This window comes from Chthoniobacter flavus Ellin428 (genome assembly GCF_000173075.1).
GTDB lineage: Bacteria > Verrucomicrobiota > Verrucomicrobiia > Chthoniobacterales > Chthoniobacteraceae > Chthoniobacter > Chthoniobacter flavus.
Genome location: NZ_ABVL01000029.1, coordinates 62,958 through 76,674 on the forward strand (window position 1 = coordinate 62,958; position 13,717 = coordinate 76,674).

General features: G+C 61.1%; 22 protein-coding genes and 1 pseudogene. 20 read left to right on the forward strand and 3 right to left on the reverse strand.

All coding sequences use genetic code 11. The features are described from left to right. Positions 1-138: 138 nt before the first annotated feature. From CFE428DRAFT_RS28305 to CFE428DRAFT_RS34640, 3 genes are all read right to left on the reverse strand, one after another. Positions 139-771: a hypothetical protein gene (locus tag CFE428DRAFT_RS28305; protein WP_006983137.1), complete on the reverse strand. Its 633-nt coding sequence runs from the start codon at positions 769-771 to the stop codon at positions 139-141. Position 772: 1 nt separating this feature from the next. Further along, on the reverse strand, positions 773-1,207 hold the full coding sequence (locus tag CFE428DRAFT_RS28310; protein WP_006983138.1) for a hypothetical protein: 435 nt from the start codon (positions 1,205-1,207) through the stop codon (positions 773-775). Between the two features lie 209 nt (positions 1,208-1,416). After that, positions 1,417-2,352: a S24 family peptidase gene (locus CFE428DRAFT_RS34640; protein ID WP_006983139.1), complete on the reverse strand. Its 936-nt coding sequence runs from the start codon at positions 2,350-2,352 to the stop codon at positions 1,417-1,419. A gap of 243 nt (positions 2,353-2,595) precedes the next feature. Here CFE428DRAFT_RS34640 and CFE428DRAFT_RS28325 point away from each other — a divergent pair, with 243 nt between their 5' ends. The 20 genes and pseudogenes from CFE428DRAFT_RS28325 to CFE428DRAFT_RS28410 all read left to right on the forward strand — a co-directional run bounded on the left by CFE428DRAFT_RS28325 (position 2,596) and on the right by CFE428DRAFT_RS28410 (position 13,404). Then, a complete protein-coding gene (locus tag CFE428DRAFT_RS28325) occupies positions 2,596-2,820 on the forward strand; it encodes a hypothetical protein (protein ID WP_006983141.1) in 225 nt (74 codons plus the stop codon). Next, entirely contained in the window at positions 2,817-3,173 is a 357-nt protein-coding gene (locus CFE428DRAFT_RS28330) for a hypothetical protein (protein WP_006983142.1), read from the forward strand. The genes CFE428DRAFT_RS28325 and CFE428DRAFT_RS28330 overlap by 4 nt, the downstream gene beginning before the upstream one ends. Before the next feature lie 11 nt (positions 3,174-3,184). Further along, positions 3,185-3,448: a hypothetical protein gene (locus CFE428DRAFT_RS37900; RefSeq protein ID WP_006983143.1), complete on the forward strand. Its 264-nt coding sequence runs from the start codon at positions 3,185-3,187 to the stop codon at positions 3,446-3,448. Further along, complete coding sequence (locus CFE428DRAFT_RS28335; RefSeq protein WP_006983144.1) at positions 3,448-3,735, forward strand: hypothetical protein; 288 nt, start codon at positions 3,448-3,450, stop codon at positions 3,733-3,735. The genes CFE428DRAFT_RS37900 and CFE428DRAFT_RS28335 overlap by 1 nt, the downstream gene beginning before the upstream one ends. Next, a complete protein-coding gene (locus CFE428DRAFT_RS28340) occupies positions 3,732-3,944 on the forward strand; it encodes a hypothetical protein (protein ID WP_006983145.1) in 213 nt (70 codons plus the stop codon). Before CFE428DRAFT_RS28335 ends, CFE428DRAFT_RS28340 begins: the two co-directional genes overlap by 4 nt. Positions 3,945-3,955: 11 nt before the next feature. Continuing rightward, positions 3,956-4,756 (forward strand): hypothetical protein, encoded by an 801-nt coding sequence (locus tag CFE428DRAFT_RS28345; RefSeq protein WP_006983146.1) that lies wholly within the window; start codon positions 3,956-3,958, stop codon positions 4,754-4,756. Beyond that, positions 4,753-6,420 (forward strand): hypothetical protein, encoded by a 1,668-nt coding sequence (locus CFE428DRAFT_RS28350; RefSeq protein WP_006983147.1) that lies wholly within the window; start codon positions 4,753-4,755, stop codon positions 6,418-6,420. The genes CFE428DRAFT_RS28345 and CFE428DRAFT_RS28350 overlap by 4 nt, the downstream gene beginning before the upstream one ends. A 2-nt stretch (positions 6,421-6,422) precedes the next feature. After that, positions 6,423-7,190 carry a hypothetical protein gene (locus tag CFE428DRAFT_RS28355; RefSeq protein WP_006983148.1) on the forward strand — a complete coding sequence of 256 codons (768 nt, stop codon included), beginning with the start codon at positions 6,423-6,425 and terminating at the stop codon, positions 7,188-7,190. 95 nt (positions 7,191-7,285) lie between these two features. Continuing rightward, a complete protein-coding gene (locus tag CFE428DRAFT_RS28360) occupies positions 7,286-8,425 on the forward strand; it encodes a TniB family NTP-binding protein (RefSeq protein ID WP_006983149.1) in 1,140 nt (379 codons plus the stop codon). Continuing rightward, positions 8,422-8,640, forward strand: a complete 219-nt coding sequence (locus CFE428DRAFT_RS28365) for a hypothetical protein (protein WP_006983150.1) — start codon at positions 8,422-8,424, stop codon at positions 8,638-8,640. Before CFE428DRAFT_RS28360 ends, CFE428DRAFT_RS28365 begins: the two co-directional genes overlap by 4 nt. Before the next feature lie 46 nt (positions 8,641-8,686). Next, positions 8,687-9,199 (forward strand): host-nuclease inhibitor Gam family protein, encoded by a 513-nt coding sequence (locus CFE428DRAFT_RS28370; protein ID WP_006983151.1) that lies wholly within the window; start codon positions 8,687-8,689, stop codon positions 9,197-9,199. Further along, the gene (locus tag CFE428DRAFT_RS28375; protein ID WP_006983152.1) at positions 9,196-9,531 is read left to right on the forward strand and encodes a hypothetical protein; all 336 of its coding nucleotides are present in this window, start codon (positions 9,196-9,198) and stop codon (positions 9,529-9,531) included. Before CFE428DRAFT_RS28370 ends, CFE428DRAFT_RS28375 begins: the two co-directional genes overlap by 4 nt. Continuing rightward, a complete protein-coding gene (locus CFE428DRAFT_RS28380; protein ID WP_006983153.1) occupies positions 9,528-9,815 on the forward strand; it encodes a hypothetical protein in 288 nt (95 codons plus the stop codon). Before CFE428DRAFT_RS28375 ends, CFE428DRAFT_RS28380 begins: the two co-directional genes overlap by 4 nt. Next, positions 9,812-10,012 (forward strand): hypothetical protein, encoded by a 201-nt coding sequence (locus tag CFE428DRAFT_RS28385; RefSeq protein WP_042725979.1) that lies wholly within the window; start codon positions 9,812-9,814, stop codon positions 10,010-10,012. The genes CFE428DRAFT_RS28380 and CFE428DRAFT_RS28385 overlap by 4 nt, the downstream gene beginning before the upstream one ends. Then, a pseudogene (locus tag CFE428DRAFT_RS41425) lies at positions 10,009-10,344 on the forward strand (DUF5131 family protein); the annotation flags it as partial. The gene CFE428DRAFT_RS28385 and the pseudogene CFE428DRAFT_RS41425, both read left to right, overlap by 4 nt. Before the next feature lie 106 nt (positions 10,345-10,450). After that, a complete protein-coding gene (locus CFE428DRAFT_RS39285) occupies positions 10,451-11,137 on the forward strand; it encodes a DUF5131 family protein (protein WP_006983155.1) in 687 nt (228 codons plus the stop codon). Continuing rightward, positions 11,134-11,529: a hypothetical protein gene (locus tag CFE428DRAFT_RS37910; RefSeq protein WP_006983156.1), complete on the forward strand. Its 396-nt coding sequence runs from the start codon at positions 11,134-11,136 to the stop codon at positions 11,527-11,529. Before CFE428DRAFT_RS39285 ends, CFE428DRAFT_RS37910 begins: the two co-directional genes overlap by 4 nt. Next, entirely contained in the window at positions 11,526-12,092 is a 567-nt protein-coding gene (locus CFE428DRAFT_RS28400; protein ID WP_006983157.1) for a hypothetical protein, read from the forward strand. The genes CFE428DRAFT_RS37910 and CFE428DRAFT_RS28400 overlap by 4 nt, the downstream gene beginning before the upstream one ends. Next, complete coding sequence (locus CFE428DRAFT_RS28405) at positions 12,089-12,874, forward strand: hypothetical protein (RefSeq protein WP_042725990.1); 786 nt, start codon at positions 12,089-12,091, stop codon at positions 12,872-12,874. The genes CFE428DRAFT_RS28400 and CFE428DRAFT_RS28405 overlap by 4 nt, the downstream gene beginning before the upstream one ends. Next, positions 12,871-13,404 carry a hypothetical protein gene (locus CFE428DRAFT_RS28410; RefSeq protein WP_006983159.1) on the forward strand — a complete coding sequence of 178 codons (534 nt, stop codon included), beginning with the start codon at positions 12,871-12,873 and terminating at the stop codon, positions 13,402-13,404. The genes CFE428DRAFT_RS28405 and CFE428DRAFT_RS28410 overlap by 4 nt, the downstream gene beginning before the upstream one ends. Positions 13,405-13,717 lie beyond the last annotated feature (313 nt).

Sequence of the window (13,717 nt, forward strand, 5' to 3'; positions counted from 1 at the left end):
CGGAGATGCCGGCGGTGGGGGAGATACCACCGCTCGCCGAAAGAGCGCGCCGCTCTTCGGGAAAAGTTGAGAGTTGAGGGTTGATAGTTGAGAGCAGCGGCCCTCGTTGCCGCTCTCTTTCACGGCTCCGCCGTGGGGCTATTTCGCTGGGGCGATCTGCTTCGCGGTCAATGCCACGCGATAGGGAGGAGCTGAGATATGCTCCATGGGCGGAAGATTGAGCGACTTCCGGACTCCGGCGATGTCGATGTATTGCACGGACAATTCGATCCGCACGCCCTCGGTTTCCCAGACATCGGTGACGACACTTTTCAGGTGCGTGGATTCGTCGACTGTGGCGGCATCGACTGAGGTGATCGGACAGAAGCTCCCCTTCTCGCTCTTGCGGGTGAATTTGCAGTCACCGAAATCCTGGAAGTCTTCCCACACTTTTTTCAGCCCGTCGTAGGTGTCGACGCGGGCGCCCATCGATTCCATCGCGACCTCATTCATGAACGGCTCGCCATGAAAATTGATATAGACCGGAAGTGCTCGGTCGTAGTCTTCCATCCTGCTGAGCTTCATCGCGCCATTCGTGACGAAGTGGGCACGGGCTTCCGCGGCGGTCATCTGATGCGGATCCTTTGTGCGGTGCATCTGGCGGAAGGTTTGATCGGCTTCCTTCGCGGGCATGCCGAAGCGCAGCGGGCCGAAGGCTTGATGTCCGGTCAACGAGCTGGCGGCGATCGAAGCGGCCGTGAGGAGAGTGATGAAGAGCGCGGAAGTTTTCATATTATTTCGGGGCGGCGTATTTGCGGGCGATGTCGAGGGCTTCGCGCTGGCGATCTGAGACCGGAGCGCGCGGGGAATAAATCGGGGTGGAGCGAGGGACCGGGGTCGCCATCGGCTTGATCGCGTCGAACCGCGACTGGATGTCTTGAGCGTCGCTGTCGCTCGGCGGATCCTGGGTGACCTCGGGGGATTTCTTGCGGTCCATCCCCAGCTTTGTCTCGATCAGAGTCACCGCAGTCCACCCGATCACTACGACCGCGACGCAGAGGAAGACGATCACCGAAGCGCTCACGTCGAAGAGCATGAAGGCCCAGCCGATCGGGCCGAAGAGGAATCCCAAGATGAATCCTTTGCCAGTCTTGCCGTGCTGCTGTCCAATGAGGCCGCCAACAACGCCGAAAATGATCCAGCCAATGAAAATCGTGAATGGGTTCATGGTTGCTCCGTTTGCTTTGTGCGGAGGACTTTGATCTCTGGCTCGTCATACCACTTCGTGATGGCGTGCCAGAGAGGTTGGGGTTGGGCGTCGATGTAGACGTAAATCCCTTCACATTTTACCAAGGAGTTGTAAGCGCAGATCAGCTCCCACTTGGTGAAGGTGCCGAGGGTCTTTGCCCTCGCTGCCGATCTGGAATTTTTCGTCGGTCATGAATAATTCCGGATGACTTGTTTCACCGGGTAGATCCAGGCGATGGACTCGGCTGAAATTTCAAATGGACGATAGGTGTCGTTGATTGAGCTGAGCACGACGAAACGATTTCCATCCCGGGTGGAGTAACGCTTGCACCAAACGTCTCCATCGAGCGTGCGGACCAGAACGACTTGGCCTGGGCGGGGCTCGATGTCGGATCGCACGACGGCGATGTCGCCTGGGTTGATCTCGGGATACATCGAGTCTCCTTCAATTTTGACCGAGAAGACACGGCCTGGGACATTGGTCTCGATCGCCTCCCCGTCATAGTCTTCATCGAATGCCGAGGCATTGTGCAAGCTGCCCGCCGCCGCCCAGGAAATGAGAGGAACCTTGCGCATTCCCGGCGTGCTCGGCTTCATGCCCATCGTCCCGCGGAATCCGGTGGGATCTAGAGTGATGGGAGTTTCCGAGCCGGCCATCAGCTCTTCTTTGGTGATTTCATGATCGAGCACTTCCTCGATCTTTTCGGCCATGCTTTCGCTGATTCGCCCCGTGCCGTGGACGACGTTCTCCACGATGGGCGCCTTGTAACCGATCAATTTTGCCAATTGGCCAGCGGAAAGCTCTCGGCGGCGCAACGCTTCGCGCAATTTGGATCGTGGCGAATAATCGGGAGGAGTTTCCACCAAACGGGGAGCCGGAGTCTCCTTGTCGACATATGCACTTTTGTTGACAATTTTCGCCTTCACCTCTTCCTCCGTGAGCGCTTCGTAACGTTCCAGCTTGGTGCGCAGGAAATCACCTGGTTCCCGTCCGTTCTCTAGTTCGCTTACGTAGCTTCGCCCAATATCCAAAATTTGGCTGGCCTCTTTTTGGTTCAGGTGGTGCCGCACCCGCCAATTTAAGAGGCGTGTCGAAAAACTTTCACTTTTGTTCACTTTTTCCATTGCGTGTGCACAATTGTCGACTTATAAGGAGTGCACGTTTGTGAACATGACTACCCGCCGCACAGGATCGAAGCAAACAAAATCTTTCGAGATACAAGTCCGCACCGCCCTTTGGCATCGGGGGATGACGGTCGGTCAACTGGCATCCGCGATCGGGCGTCCGCGCACGTCGGTGAGCAAGGCGATCAACCAAAACCGGTTCTCCAAATTGAGGGAACAGATCCGGGAGGAACTGGCAATCGCATGAGCTTCTCTCCGGAACAACAAGCCCTGCTCAACCTCGTGGCAAAAGCTGCGCGGCCGCAACTCGCTTCCCTGGCGCCGATCGAGCGCGCGCAATTGCAGGAAGGGCTCGCTCTCATTTTACCCGAAGTGGAAGCGGAGCAATGCCGGATTGCCGCCCAAGCCATCCGCCATGCGGAGGATGCGCAGTTGATTCTCGATGAACTTTTGGAGGCGCTGCCATGAAAGCGAAGGACATTGATCCGCGGCAGGATGATTTGGCGCTGAAGTGTGTGGCGTCGCATGCGCTCTTTCCGGGGCGGACGGTGTTGCGCGTGCATGAGGTGGCGGAGGCGCTGGAGATTTCGATTCAGCATGTGATCGATCTGATCAACGAGTATCGCGATACGGGCGGGCAGAGCGGGCTGCTGGCGATCTGCGTGGCCAATGGCCGCTCGTTCTCGTGCATGGAGATCGCGGAGACGGTTTCGCGCGGGGCCTGGCGGGTGCCGGTGACCAGCTTTGACGATTACGTGCGGCGGGCGGCGGGGGTTGAGGGGACCGCGCACACCGATCCTTCCACCACCAAAAACAAATAACCACCCATTCTATGACCAACCACCCAGTTGATAGTTCTCAGTTGATAGTTGATAGCCGCGGCCAGACTGCCGCGCCGGTTCCATTGCTCTGGTGCGTTCGCCAGCGGCCACTCGGTTTTTGCGTCGAGCGTCGCCGGTTGACCGACGGCTCGCTGCAGCGCCTCGGCGCTTTTCGCACGAAGAAGAAGGCCGATGCGGTGATGGCCTTTGCCAATCGGGCCGAGGAAGCCGGGGCGCGGCGCAATGCGGCTGAACTGATGAAGGAGGCGGCGTGATGCAACACGACGAGGATTCTCTCAAGCTGATGCACGACATTGCCAATCTGCGGGCGATGCTCGGGCGCGGGGGTTCGGCGGCGCTGGGGACGGGGCGGGATCATCAAGCGGTGATGCGCCGGCGGCGCGAGCTGGAGCTGCGCATCGAGACGCTGACCACGCGCTTTCTCAATCTCGGGCTGAAGGCGGCGGGGCTGCCCCAGGCCATCGATCGCGACACGCTGCCGCTGCCGGTGCTGGAGCAGCGGCACCCGCGCCAGTTCGCCACCCCGGAGATTTACAAATGAGCGTGATTGGGAACCGGCACGATCATGGGCCACATGCGGATTACCGCGCGGCGGTGGCTGAGCACGGCCACAGCGGCAGCTTCAACGACGTCAATGCGGCCTGCACGAAGTGGCTGCAGTCGCGCGGCGTGATGCCTTCGCAGATATATTACGGGACTCCCCTCTCGCGGCGCGGGGGCAATGCACGGAGGGACGGACACCAGGACTGATTTTTTTACCCATGAGCAAACAAACCTCCCAAGAAATTTCGGTGGAAGTGATGACGGCCAGCAAGGATTCGCTGGAGTCGATCTCCGCGCAGATTCGCGACATTCAGCATTCCTTCTCCGAGCTCACGACGGGCTACCTCAACAAGGCGGTCTATAAGGTCGTCGCGATCGGGCTTTACCTCCTCAAGGGCGAGATGAATTTCCTCCTCACAGCCCAAGTGTGCAAAGTGCACACTAAGTCGCGTAAGCGTAATGATAAGGGGCAACTCCAAGCGCAGGAAGGATTTACGTCGTGGTTGGAAAAAGCGCATCCGGACATCACCCAAAATACCTCGCAGCGCTTTCGCAATGCTGCCAGGCGTGTGGGGTTGACCAGCGATTCCACGCTGGCGGATGTGGAGCAACTGCGCGAAACGCAGGCACTGCATGGCAAGACGCTGACCGAGCTCTATAAGGCGCTTCCGGCGCCCGGCGGGGACGACGGCGATCAAGGCGATGGCGGCAGCTCTATTCCGAGCCTGGTGCACCAGACGCAGCTTGATCTTTTCTCGACGCTCGACCAGGTGCTGGTCTTGCGGGAGCAGATGGAGCCGCAGGAGTATGAGGCGACGCATTTGCGGTTGCATGCCACGCTGGAACGTCTGACCGGGGCGAAGTGGGTGATGACCGATGAGCCGCCAAGCATCGACGCCAGTGAGCATGGGGATGTGAAAGAGATGGTCCCGCATGGCGGGAGCAAATCGGAAAATGGCAGATTCCAGGGGTCAGAGGTTGCCAAGCGCTGGGCCAAAAAAGGAAAGGGACGGAAGTGAGCGATCGGCTGACGCAATCCAAGGACTGGAACCGGGCGCGGGCGCTGAAGCTGCACGAGCATTTTTCGGCGGTTTGGCTGGCGGTTTCGTTTGGGGCGAAGAAGGGGGCGGAGTTGGAGCGGGTGCAGCGGTTGCTGGATGGGATGCTGATCCAGCATCCGGGTGGGGAGACGTTGCTGGAGCTGAGCTGGACGACGATCAATCGCGAATGGAAATACTGGAAGCAGGGTGGACGCGATGGACAGGAGAATCCGGCGCACGAGCGCCGGCCGGAGGCGTTGCTGCTGGCTTACAAGGCGGGCTGTGGCGGGCATGCCAAGATGCCGCGTGGGCTGGTGCGGGAGTTGCATCGGCGGATGACGCTGCCGAAGGGTGGCCGGGACAAGCATGGGCGCTCGCCGATCAGCGAGGCGTGGCAATCGATTGCCGAGGATTTCAAGGCGCGGAAGCCGTTGCCGGGGATCGATTACGATCTGGTGCCGATGGGGGCGGAGATTCCCTGGCACTATTCAACGGCTTGCCGGAACAAGCCGGCCAGGGCGTTGCGGGCGGGGGGCAATCGCGGGGCGGCGGCGGCGAAAGGGGTCTCGGCTTATGTGTCGCTGAACTATGCCCGGTTGCGGCGCGGGGAGCTTTATACGCTGGATGACGTGCGCCTGGATATTGTCTGCATCGATGAGGCGACGGGCAATGCCATCGAGGTGGTGCTCTATGTTTTCATGGAAGTGGGCTCGCGGATGATCGTGGGCTATGTGATGAAGCCGGCGGCGGCGATTCGCGGGGAGGACGTGGACGAGCTGCTCGCGCACATGCTGCAGGTGCCGGGCTTCGGGATCGGCCTGGGATATGTGACGCACATTCTCTTTGAGCGCGGGGCGACGGCCTGCAGCGAGGCGGCGCAGGCGTTGCTGGAAGGGATCACCGGCGGACGGGTGAAGGTGCATCGCACGGGGATCATCGGCGGGGTGCGATGGATTGGATCGGCGCGGGATCAGGCGGTGGGTAATGCGGCGGGCAAGGCGGTGATCGAGAGCTTTAACCGCTGGCTGCATTATGCGCTGCTGCACCTGCCGGGGCAGCGCGGGAACAAGTTTGAGAACCAGCCGCAGTCGATGGGGGAGATGGGGAAGAATTCTTTCTTCGCCAAGGGCGGCCAGCGGCAATTTGGCGGGACGCTGGTCGACCAGGCGGAGCAACTCGCGCAGTTCGAGATCGCCAGCGGGCGGCGGGTGAAGTTGAAGCTGCCGATGTTGCGGCTCTTCGAACTGAACGAGGCGGTGCGGGGGGCGATCAAGCGGCATAACACGGAGCCGGGGCATGAGTATCGCGGGCATGGGGAGCATCTGCAGGAGGAGGTGGCTCCGAATGTGTGGCAGGATAGCGCGCAGGCAGCGCCGGCGCGGCGCTCCTACACGCTGCATACGGCGGAGGCCGCGGGGGCGTTGAGCGATCGGGATCGGGCGATTTACTGGAGCGCCTGGCAACGGGTGGCCAAAGCGCGGCCGGATCTGGATCGGCATGCGGTGACGGCGCGGGTGCTCGGTCGGGCAGTGCCGCACAAACAGCTTTCGCGTCCGCAGTGGGCGCAACTCCTCTCCGCTTTCGCGGCCATCGTCCGCGACGCGAAGTCCCCGCAGAAACAACAAGTCGACACGCCCTTTTGACCATGATCGCACGCAGCATCCATCCCATTCCTGAAATGCCGGCCGATGACGAAGGCTCGCTCGGTGACCACTCTCTGCCGGAGGTGGCCTCGAGGACGCGTCGCGTGACCAATGACCCGGCGCGGGAGTATGCGCAGCGGCAGGGCGAAGTGGAGCGCTTGCCGGATGCGGTGGCGGCGCTGATCCTCTGCAAGAAGGGCTGGGCGAAGGTGGAGCGGCACCAGATCAAGATCACGCTCGACGGTGAGGAACTGGTCTTTGCTTCGCGGGATTCGATGGTGATCGCGGAGAAGAACGGCACCGGTGAGCGGGTGCTCTGGGCGGTGAACCGGCGGGCGCCGGAGCTGCTGCACGTGCTGACCAAGGACGGGGCGTATGTGGAGAGCATTCCGAGGAAGGGCGAGGCGCAATGGTTCAGCCACGACGCGGAAAGCCGGGCGGCTTATGCCGATGCCCAGGCGCAGATCCAGCGCGATGCGCGGCGGTTGCGCGATTTGCACACGGAGGATTCGGCGGAGGCGGTGCGCGCAGCGCAGGCCAATGCGGCGACGACGGAGCGGCTGGTCAATACGTTTCCCGCCCCGGAGGCAGAACGCTCTCCTTCCCGTGAGGGGCGCTTTCCGGAAGGTGAACGCATGGCGGCGGCGATGGCTGGCGCGGAGCGGCGGTATACGGATGGCGTCGAGAACGAGCGCCAGGCACAGCGGCGCGAGGATCAGACGCTGAAGCTCGGCGAGGCGATGCGCGACGCGGTGTTTTCGCAGGATTAACCCCCACCCCAGACAACCACCCACCACCCACCACTACCCATGAAGAAAAGCAATTTTAAACGCAGAGACACAGAGGCGCAGAGAGGCGGAAAAGCATGAGCGCGACGACTAACATCATCACTAACCAGAGCGGGCAGATCGCGCTGACGGAGGAGCAGCTTCGCGCGGTGCTGGCGGGACGGCCGGAGGATCAGATCGAGACGCTGAACCGGTTTCGCAATCATTGTGTGCTGCGCCGGTTTTCCTACGAGAAGGCGGGGTCGCTGATTCGGAAAAAGAATGGGAAGCCTTACAGCCGGGATACGATCTATTTTTCGCTCAATGGGCACACGCAGGCGGAGGTGCGGCTGGATTCGATCTGCGAGGCGGTGGAGCGGTATCTGTCGGTGGCGGAGTCGCCGGCGCCGGTGGGTGGGTTCATTCGCACTCGGATGGCCCGGGAGATCGGGACGTATCTGGAGCAGGTGCGGGAGGAGCGGATGATCGGGGTGGTGGTGGGGCAGAATGCCTGTGGGAAGACGACGGCGCTGGAGCAGACGGAGCGGGAGAATGATTGGCTGAGTGTGATCCGGGTGCCGGAGGGCGGGCATATGACTTCGCTGCTGCAGGCGATGGCTTGTCGCCAGGGGCTGGGTGAGCGGCGGGAGCGGCAGGCGAATTTTGCCAATCTGATGATGGAGTTTTTCGGGCCGGAGGATTTGATCGCGTTTGACGAATACGATGAGGTTTTCCGGGCGCGCTCGATCGAGCTGGGGAACAAGACGCAGAGTTATATCCGGCGGATCTATGACAAGCGGGGGTGCGGGATCGTGATCGTGGTGGATCCGAGTGGGTATCGGCGGCTGCAGACGGTGGGGGCGGATAGTCCGCTGCGGAAGGTGGCGAGCCGGTTGCTCTGGCCGCTGATTTTGCCGCCTTATTATCCGGAAGATTTGCGGCTTTACGCGACGGCCAACGGGCTGGAGCCGGCGCCGGACCGGGAGATCGATGTGCAGGTGGGGAATGCGCGGGTGAAGCTGAATCCGCACGCGATCGAGGGGGAGATCTGCGGGTCGCACATTTATGGGTTGCGGGTGTGGCTGGGGTTTCTGCGGCGCGGGGCAAAGAAGGCGAAGGCGGCCGGCCGGGAGATCGGCTGGGCGGATGTGATGCGGGAATACGCGCTGGCCAGGTTCATGGAGGACCAGGCGAAGCAACTGGCGATCACGGTGATGACGGGGGGGAAATCCAAATGAGCGTCTTTCACTTAACTGAGTTCGCTTGGTTCCCGAAGTGCGCTGCGTATCTGGCGGGCGCGGAGATGGCGAAGGAGCATTTTGCACGTGGCCATTACAACCCACAGGCGAATCCGCACGTGAAGGTTTCGACGGACGGCCGCGACTGGGACCAGGGATATGAGGACGCTTGGGAAGCGGCGTTCTTCGCGAAGCGGACGGCGAAAGCGCACTGATCGATGACCCCACTTTTTTCCAAACAAGCCACCCACTAAAAAACAAATGAAAGAAACCACCCCTGACGATTACAAGAATCTCATCGATCTGCTCGCGGTATTCAGCGAGGGACGGCAGCGCCTGGCGGCGCTGGAAAATGAGGCGCAGAGCGAGTTCACGGAGATCGTGGATACGCACCGCAGCGAATACACGGAGCTGCAAAAGAAGATCGGCGAAGCGGAGACGGCGATCGAGGTGATCGCGCGCCGGCACCCGGAATGGTTCACCAAGGCCCGCCATGTGAAGACGCTTTACGGGACGGTGAAGGTGAAGCGGACGAGCAAGCTGGATGTGGCCAACGAGGAGGCGAGCATCCTGCGGCTCGAGCACGCGGGCCAGGGCGATAAGTTCGTCCGCACGGCCAAGGCGCTGAACCTGGAAGCGCTGGAAAGTCTCTCGGACGCGGAGCTGAAGAGCTATGGGATCGTGCGGATCAACGATGAGAGCGTGACCGTGGCCGAAGCGAAGATCGACTTCGGCAAGGCGGTGAAAGCGGCGGAGAAGAAGGAGGCCGCATGAGCGAAGAAAAGAAATCCTTCGCGGAGTGGGCGCTTGTCGAGCTGATGGGACACCAGCGGATTGTCGGTTACGTCACCGAGCAGACGATCGCCGGGGCGGCAATGCTGCGCGTCGATGTGCCCGATAAGAATGGCGAAACGCAATTCACCCGCTTCTACGGTGGCGGCGCGATCTACGCCATTAATCCCATCGGCCGCGATGTGGCGATCAGGCTCGCGGGCGGCATCGATGCCACTCCGATCAAGGCTTACCAGCTTCCGGGGCGGTTCATCGAAGATGATGAGGAAGACGAAACGCCCGAATACGAGGGCACAACCGAGGGGCAACTATGAGCGCGGAAGTGTCGGCCAAGATGAAGCTCTTCCTGGAGCTGGCGCGGGTGTTGCGCCAGGGGCGGGATAAGACTTTCACGGCGCCCACGAAGGCCGTGGCGCTGGAAGAGGTCGCCGACTATGCGACGATGCTGGACGCGAATTTCCAAGACGGGGATTCGGCGCTGGCGAAGCTGGAGAATACGGCGGGGCTGTTGCACTCGGCGCTGGCCCTGGCGGATTTGATTCTCGACGGGCTCGATGAAGCGGAAATCCGCATGCTGATCGCGGAGACCGGGAGTTGATTGAGGAAAGCGAGGTGGAGCTGTGGAAACCGGACGCCGGCCCGCTTTATTATCGCTCGCTGGCGGCGGTGGTTTCTGGCGCAAACCAACGCTGGGAGCGTCGCCGCTGGAAGGTGGCGTGCTGCGTGGCCGGCGTCCTGACTTTCATCGCCGGTTTCGCGGTCGGGGCGCTGGTTTTCGGAGGGCTGATGCGATGAGCGAGAATTCCAAAATCGAGTGGACGGATCACACTTTTAATCCGTGGAAAATTTGCACGCCGGTTTCGCTGGGCTGCAAGAACTGCTATGCAGCTGCACTTGCCAAACGCTTTGGCTGGGGGGAATACAAAAAGGGTGTGCCTCGGCAGTTGACGGGAGAATCGAACTGGCGGAAGGCGCTGAATTGGAATCGTATCGCGGATTCGTTTCGCGAGTGTCCTTCGTGCGGTCGACGTGACCACATGGCGGAAAGTTGTCCGTTGTGCGGCACTCTCACTGTGCCGGTGCGTCAGCGGGTCTTTTGTGCGTCGCTGGCGGATTGGCTCGATGACGAGGTTCCGATCGAATGGCTGGCGCGGCTGTTGAAGCTGATCTTTGAGACGCCGAATCTGGATTTGGTTGTTGCTCACGAAGCGGCCTCAGAATTGGGAGAAGCGCATGGGCGAATTGCTGGGGTGTTATCTCGCGATGAACCGGACCGAAGGAAATGCAGCACGTCTTTTGGAATCGTGGTTTGGTGCTCGCGTCGCTCCTGCCAACGTCTGGATTGGAACGACGGTGGAAGACCAGGCGCGAGCTGATGAGCGGATTCCGCAGTTGCTCCAGATCCCGGCGAAGGTGCGGTTTCTGAGTTGTGAGCCGCTGCTGGGGGCGGTCGATCTTTCGGAATGCTTTTCGCTTTGGGAATACTGCGGGGGGTGCGGCGAGCAATTCGATTTCGTCGAAGGCCGTCCGGACGAGTGCCCTTCTTGCAAGCGCAAATGGTGTATGTGCGTAGGTTACGGCGAAGGGGCGAGGCGGATGCACTTCGATGCGGACGGGAGAATTGAGGTGTGTGATGGCGCGCCTATCCACTGGGTAATCTGCGGCGGGGAGAGCGGGCCGAATGCGCGGCCGATGCACCCGGATTGGGCGCGTAGTCTGCGCGATCAATGCGCGGCTGCCGGTGTGCCGTTCCTTTTCAAGCAGTGGGGGGAGTGGCGGCCGACTTTCGCTCTTCACGACTTCATCGACGACGATGGCGAGGATTTCGCTAGAGGCGATTTTACCGGATACGAGCGCGTGGGTAAGAAGACGGCCGGCCGGTTGCTCGATGGGAAGGAACACAACGCGTTTCCCGTATGAGCGAGGAACTTTTTCCCGTGCCGGTGGGGGCGCAGGCGCCGGCGGTGCAGCTTTCGCCGGAGGAGATCGCTGGGGTGCAGGCGGAGCTGGCCAGGGCGATCGCGGCGGCGGATGGGGCGCGGGCTCGCATCCGCGAGTTGGTGGGGCCGCAGCCGGGGAAGATGGCGCAGGATATGTTGACGAAGATTAATCAAGGGACGGGGTTTTTGCGGGAGTGCCACGATTCGATCGAGGGGATGTTCAAGAAGTGGGCGAAGTGCCGGTTGCAGATGGCTTGCCCGCACGATCACGGGTTTAATCCGCGGGGGCATTACTATTTTTGCAAGCGATGCGATCTGCAGTTTTCGCGGGAAGCGAATGGGACGATGGTGCCCTGGGAGGTGCAGCTATGAGCTTTTCGCGGCGTCAACAGCCGGAGTTTCGGGTCTTGGTGCCGCTGGCCTGGGTGGCGCATTGCCGTCGCGAGGGGCTGGCGCGGACGCTGAAGGTGGATCGGGATTGGTATGAGCGGGAGCTGTGTGTGGCGACGGGGCAGGCTTCGACGAAGGAATGTAATGCGGGGCGGGATTATGATCTGGCGATGGCGCATTTCGAGGGGCTGGCGGGGGTGGGGATCAAGTGGCAGATGCGGGTGTATTCGGGGGATGTGACGCGGATGATGCACTGTCTGCGCTCGGAGCTGGGGGCGGCGGCGCTGCGGACGGCGGGGGTGGATGAGCGCTATGTGCTGGCGGCGCTGAAGCAGGGGTTCGGGACGCGGGAGGCGTGGCGGGTGAGCCGGGAGGATTTGATCGTGATCGTGGGGGAGGTGAAACGCTGTGTGCGCCGGGCGGTGAAGCATGGGGTGCGGATCGCGGATGAGAAGGCGGAGGCGCTGGGGCTTTGGCAGGAGGGTGGGGTGTGGGGGGAGCGGCCGAAGCAGGAGGCGGTGGAGGAGCCGGAGGTGCCGTTTTGAACTACAAGCACGTCCAGAATTTCAGCGGCGGGGTCTGTTCCTTTTGGTCCGCTAAACGGGTAATTGAGAGGCATGGCAGAGAGGGTGTCGCGCTCCTGTTTGCGGATGTTTTGATGGAGGATGAGGACCTCTATCGATTCAATGCGGAGGCTTCGAAATTTCTCGGGGTTCCGATCATTCGCATTTCCAAGGAAATGACGCCGTGGGAGCTGTTCGCAGAGAGGGGCATGATCGGAAATAGCCGCCATCCAATTTGCTCCATATTGCTTAAGCGAGAACCACTCGATTTGTGGCGCCGGGAACATTGTTTGGAATTCACCACTACCCTTTATATCGGCATCGATTGGACCGAGGAGCATAGACTGAGGGACATGCGCCAGCGGATGCCGACCTGGCGGATTGAAGCGCCCATGTGTGAGGAGCCACTGTGGGATAAATGCCGCATGCTGGACGAACTGAGGGCCATTGGAATAGAGCCCCCTCGCCTCTATTCATTCGGGTTTCCGCACAACAATTGCGGCGGCTTTTGTGTGAAGGCCGGCCAGGCGCAATTCGCCCAGCTCTTGAAGAGAATGCCGGAACGTTATCGCTGGCATGAGGAGCAAGAGGAGAAGCTGCGGGCGCAAGTCGGCGACTTCTCCGTTTTAACCGACAGACGAGGCGACGGGAAAAAGAAGCCGCTTACTCTTAAAACTTTCCGCGAGCGCATTGAGGCCGGGGAGAGCTTTGACCGCCACGATTGGGGCGGCTGTGGATGTGCACTGTCTTTTAGCGAGCCATGAAACAGCGCCAGAACCGCTCGGGGTTGCCAAAGCAGAAGATGCCGGAGGAGATGGTGAACGAGCTGCTGGCGGGGTTGAAGGCGAGCTTTTACACGGGGCTGCAGGATGGGGAGAAACGGTTTTGGTGGGAGCGGTCGCTGCTGTTGCGGGCGATCACGCACCCGGCGCGGGAGATGGAGCCGCGGGGGATGGCGCTGCCGTGGGAGGAGTATCAGGGGATGCTGCGGAAGATCATCGGGACGATCAAGGTGCATGGGGATGTGGGGGCGATCCGGAGCCCGGGGCGGTATCTGCTGCACGCGGTGCAGGAGCATTGGCGGCTGCACTGGGAGGAGTATTACGAACGGGTGAAGACGCTCCGGGCGGCGACGGAGAAGGAGATGGCGAAGCTCGGGGCGCGGGATTCGCGGGTGCAGGATCGCACGGTGGAGGACCTGGCGCGGCTGCATAAGGTGGTGAGTGCGGGCGGCGGCCGGAAGAAGGGGCAGGCCGGCCGGGGCGACCAGGCGAAGCAAGGAGAGCTTTTCTAAGCCGTATGAAGGCGGCTTTTAATCAGGTTAAAACCGGGATTCATATTTGCCTGATTTCATTCCCATACCTTTGCGATTCTTGTTTTTTGACCCTTTTTCTTCCCAAACCGGCCTTTCGTCGTCGCGGGATTCATATGTGCCTTATCCTGAGCCATGTGCGGCCTATTACCGTCTATTGACGGCTTTCCCAGACTCAATCCTAAGGTTCTCGGGGCACGTAGTCGAAGGATCTCTGATCTCCGTGGGCAACGGCGGTGGAAAAATGGGCGCGTGGTCACGCGCAGGATGGTGGAAGCTCCGCGCGAAAACCCTC

Bases quoted from the DNA above. Each gene is read 5' to 3' on its own strand.
- CFE428DRAFT_RS28305 (WP_006983137.1), bottom strand. From the start codon at position 771: ATGAAAACTTCCGCGCTCTTCATCACTCTCCTCACGGCCGCTTCGATC.
- CFE428DRAFT_RS28310 (WP_006983138.1), bottom strand. From the start codon at position 1,207: ATGAACCCATTCACGATTTTCATTGGCTGGATCATTTTCGGCGTTGTT.
- CFE428DRAFT_RS34640 (WP_006983139.1), bottom strand. From the start codon at position 2,352: ATGGAAAAAGTGAACAAAAGTGAAAGTTTTTCGACACGCCTCTTAAAT.
- CFE428DRAFT_RS28325 (WP_006983141.1), top strand. From the start codon at position 2,596: ATGAGCTTCTCTCCGGAACAACAAGCCCTGCTCAACCTCGTGGCAAAA.
- CFE428DRAFT_RS28330 (WP_006983142.1), top strand. From the start codon at position 2,817: ATGAAAGCGAAGGACATTGATCCGCGGCAGGATGATTTGGCGCTGAAG.
- CFE428DRAFT_RS37900 (WP_006983143.1), top strand. From the start codon at position 3,185: ATGACCAACCACCCAGTTGATAGTTCTCAGTTGATAGTTGATAGCCGC.
- CFE428DRAFT_RS28335 (WP_006983144.1), top strand. From the start codon at position 3,448: ATGCAACACGACGAGGATTCTCTCAAGCTGATGCACGACATTGCCAAT.
- CFE428DRAFT_RS28340 (WP_006983145.1), top strand. From the start codon at position 3,732: ATGAGCGTGATTGGGAACCGGCACGATCATGGGCCACATGCGGATTAC.
- CFE428DRAFT_RS28345 (WP_006983146.1), top strand. From the start codon at position 3,956: ATGAGCAAACAAACCTCCCAAGAAATTTCGGTGGAAGTGATGACGGCC.
- CFE428DRAFT_RS28355 (WP_006983148.1), top strand. From the start codon at position 6,423: ATGATCGCACGCAGCATCCATCCCATTCCTGAAATGCCGGCCGATGAC.
- CFE428DRAFT_RS28360 (WP_006983149.1), top strand. From the start codon at position 7,286: ATGAGCGCGACGACTAACATCATCACTAACCAGAGCGGGCAGATCGCG.
- CFE428DRAFT_RS28365 (WP_006983150.1), top strand. From the start codon at position 8,422: ATGAGCGTCTTTCACTTAACTGAGTTCGCTTGGTTCCCGAAGTGCGCT.
- CFE428DRAFT_RS28370 (WP_006983151.1), top strand. From the start codon at position 8,687: ATGAAAGAAACCACCCCTGACGATTACAAGAATCTCATCGATCTGCTC.
- CFE428DRAFT_RS28375 (WP_006983152.1), top strand. From the start codon at position 9,196: ATGAGCGAAGAAAAGAAATCCTTCGCGGAGTGGGCGCTTGTCGAGCTG.
- CFE428DRAFT_RS28380 (WP_006983153.1), top strand. From the start codon at position 9,528: ATGAGCGCGGAAGTGTCGGCCAAGATGAAGCTCTTCCTGGAGCTGGCG.
- CFE428DRAFT_RS39285 (WP_006983155.1), top strand. From the start codon at position 10,451: ATGGGCGAATTGCTGGGGTGTTATCTCGCGATGAACCGGACCGAAGGA.
- CFE428DRAFT_RS37910 (WP_006983156.1), top strand. From the start codon at position 11,134: ATGAGCGAGGAACTTTTTCCCGTGCCGGTGGGGGCGCAGGCGCCGGCG.
- CFE428DRAFT_RS28400 (WP_006983157.1), top strand. From the start codon at position 11,526: ATGAGCTTTTCGCGGCGTCAACAGCCGGAGTTTCGGGTCTTGGTGCCG.
- CFE428DRAFT_RS28410 (WP_006983159.1), top strand. From the start codon at position 12,871: ATGAAACAGCGCCAGAACCGCTCGGGGTTGCCAAAGCAGAAGATGCCG.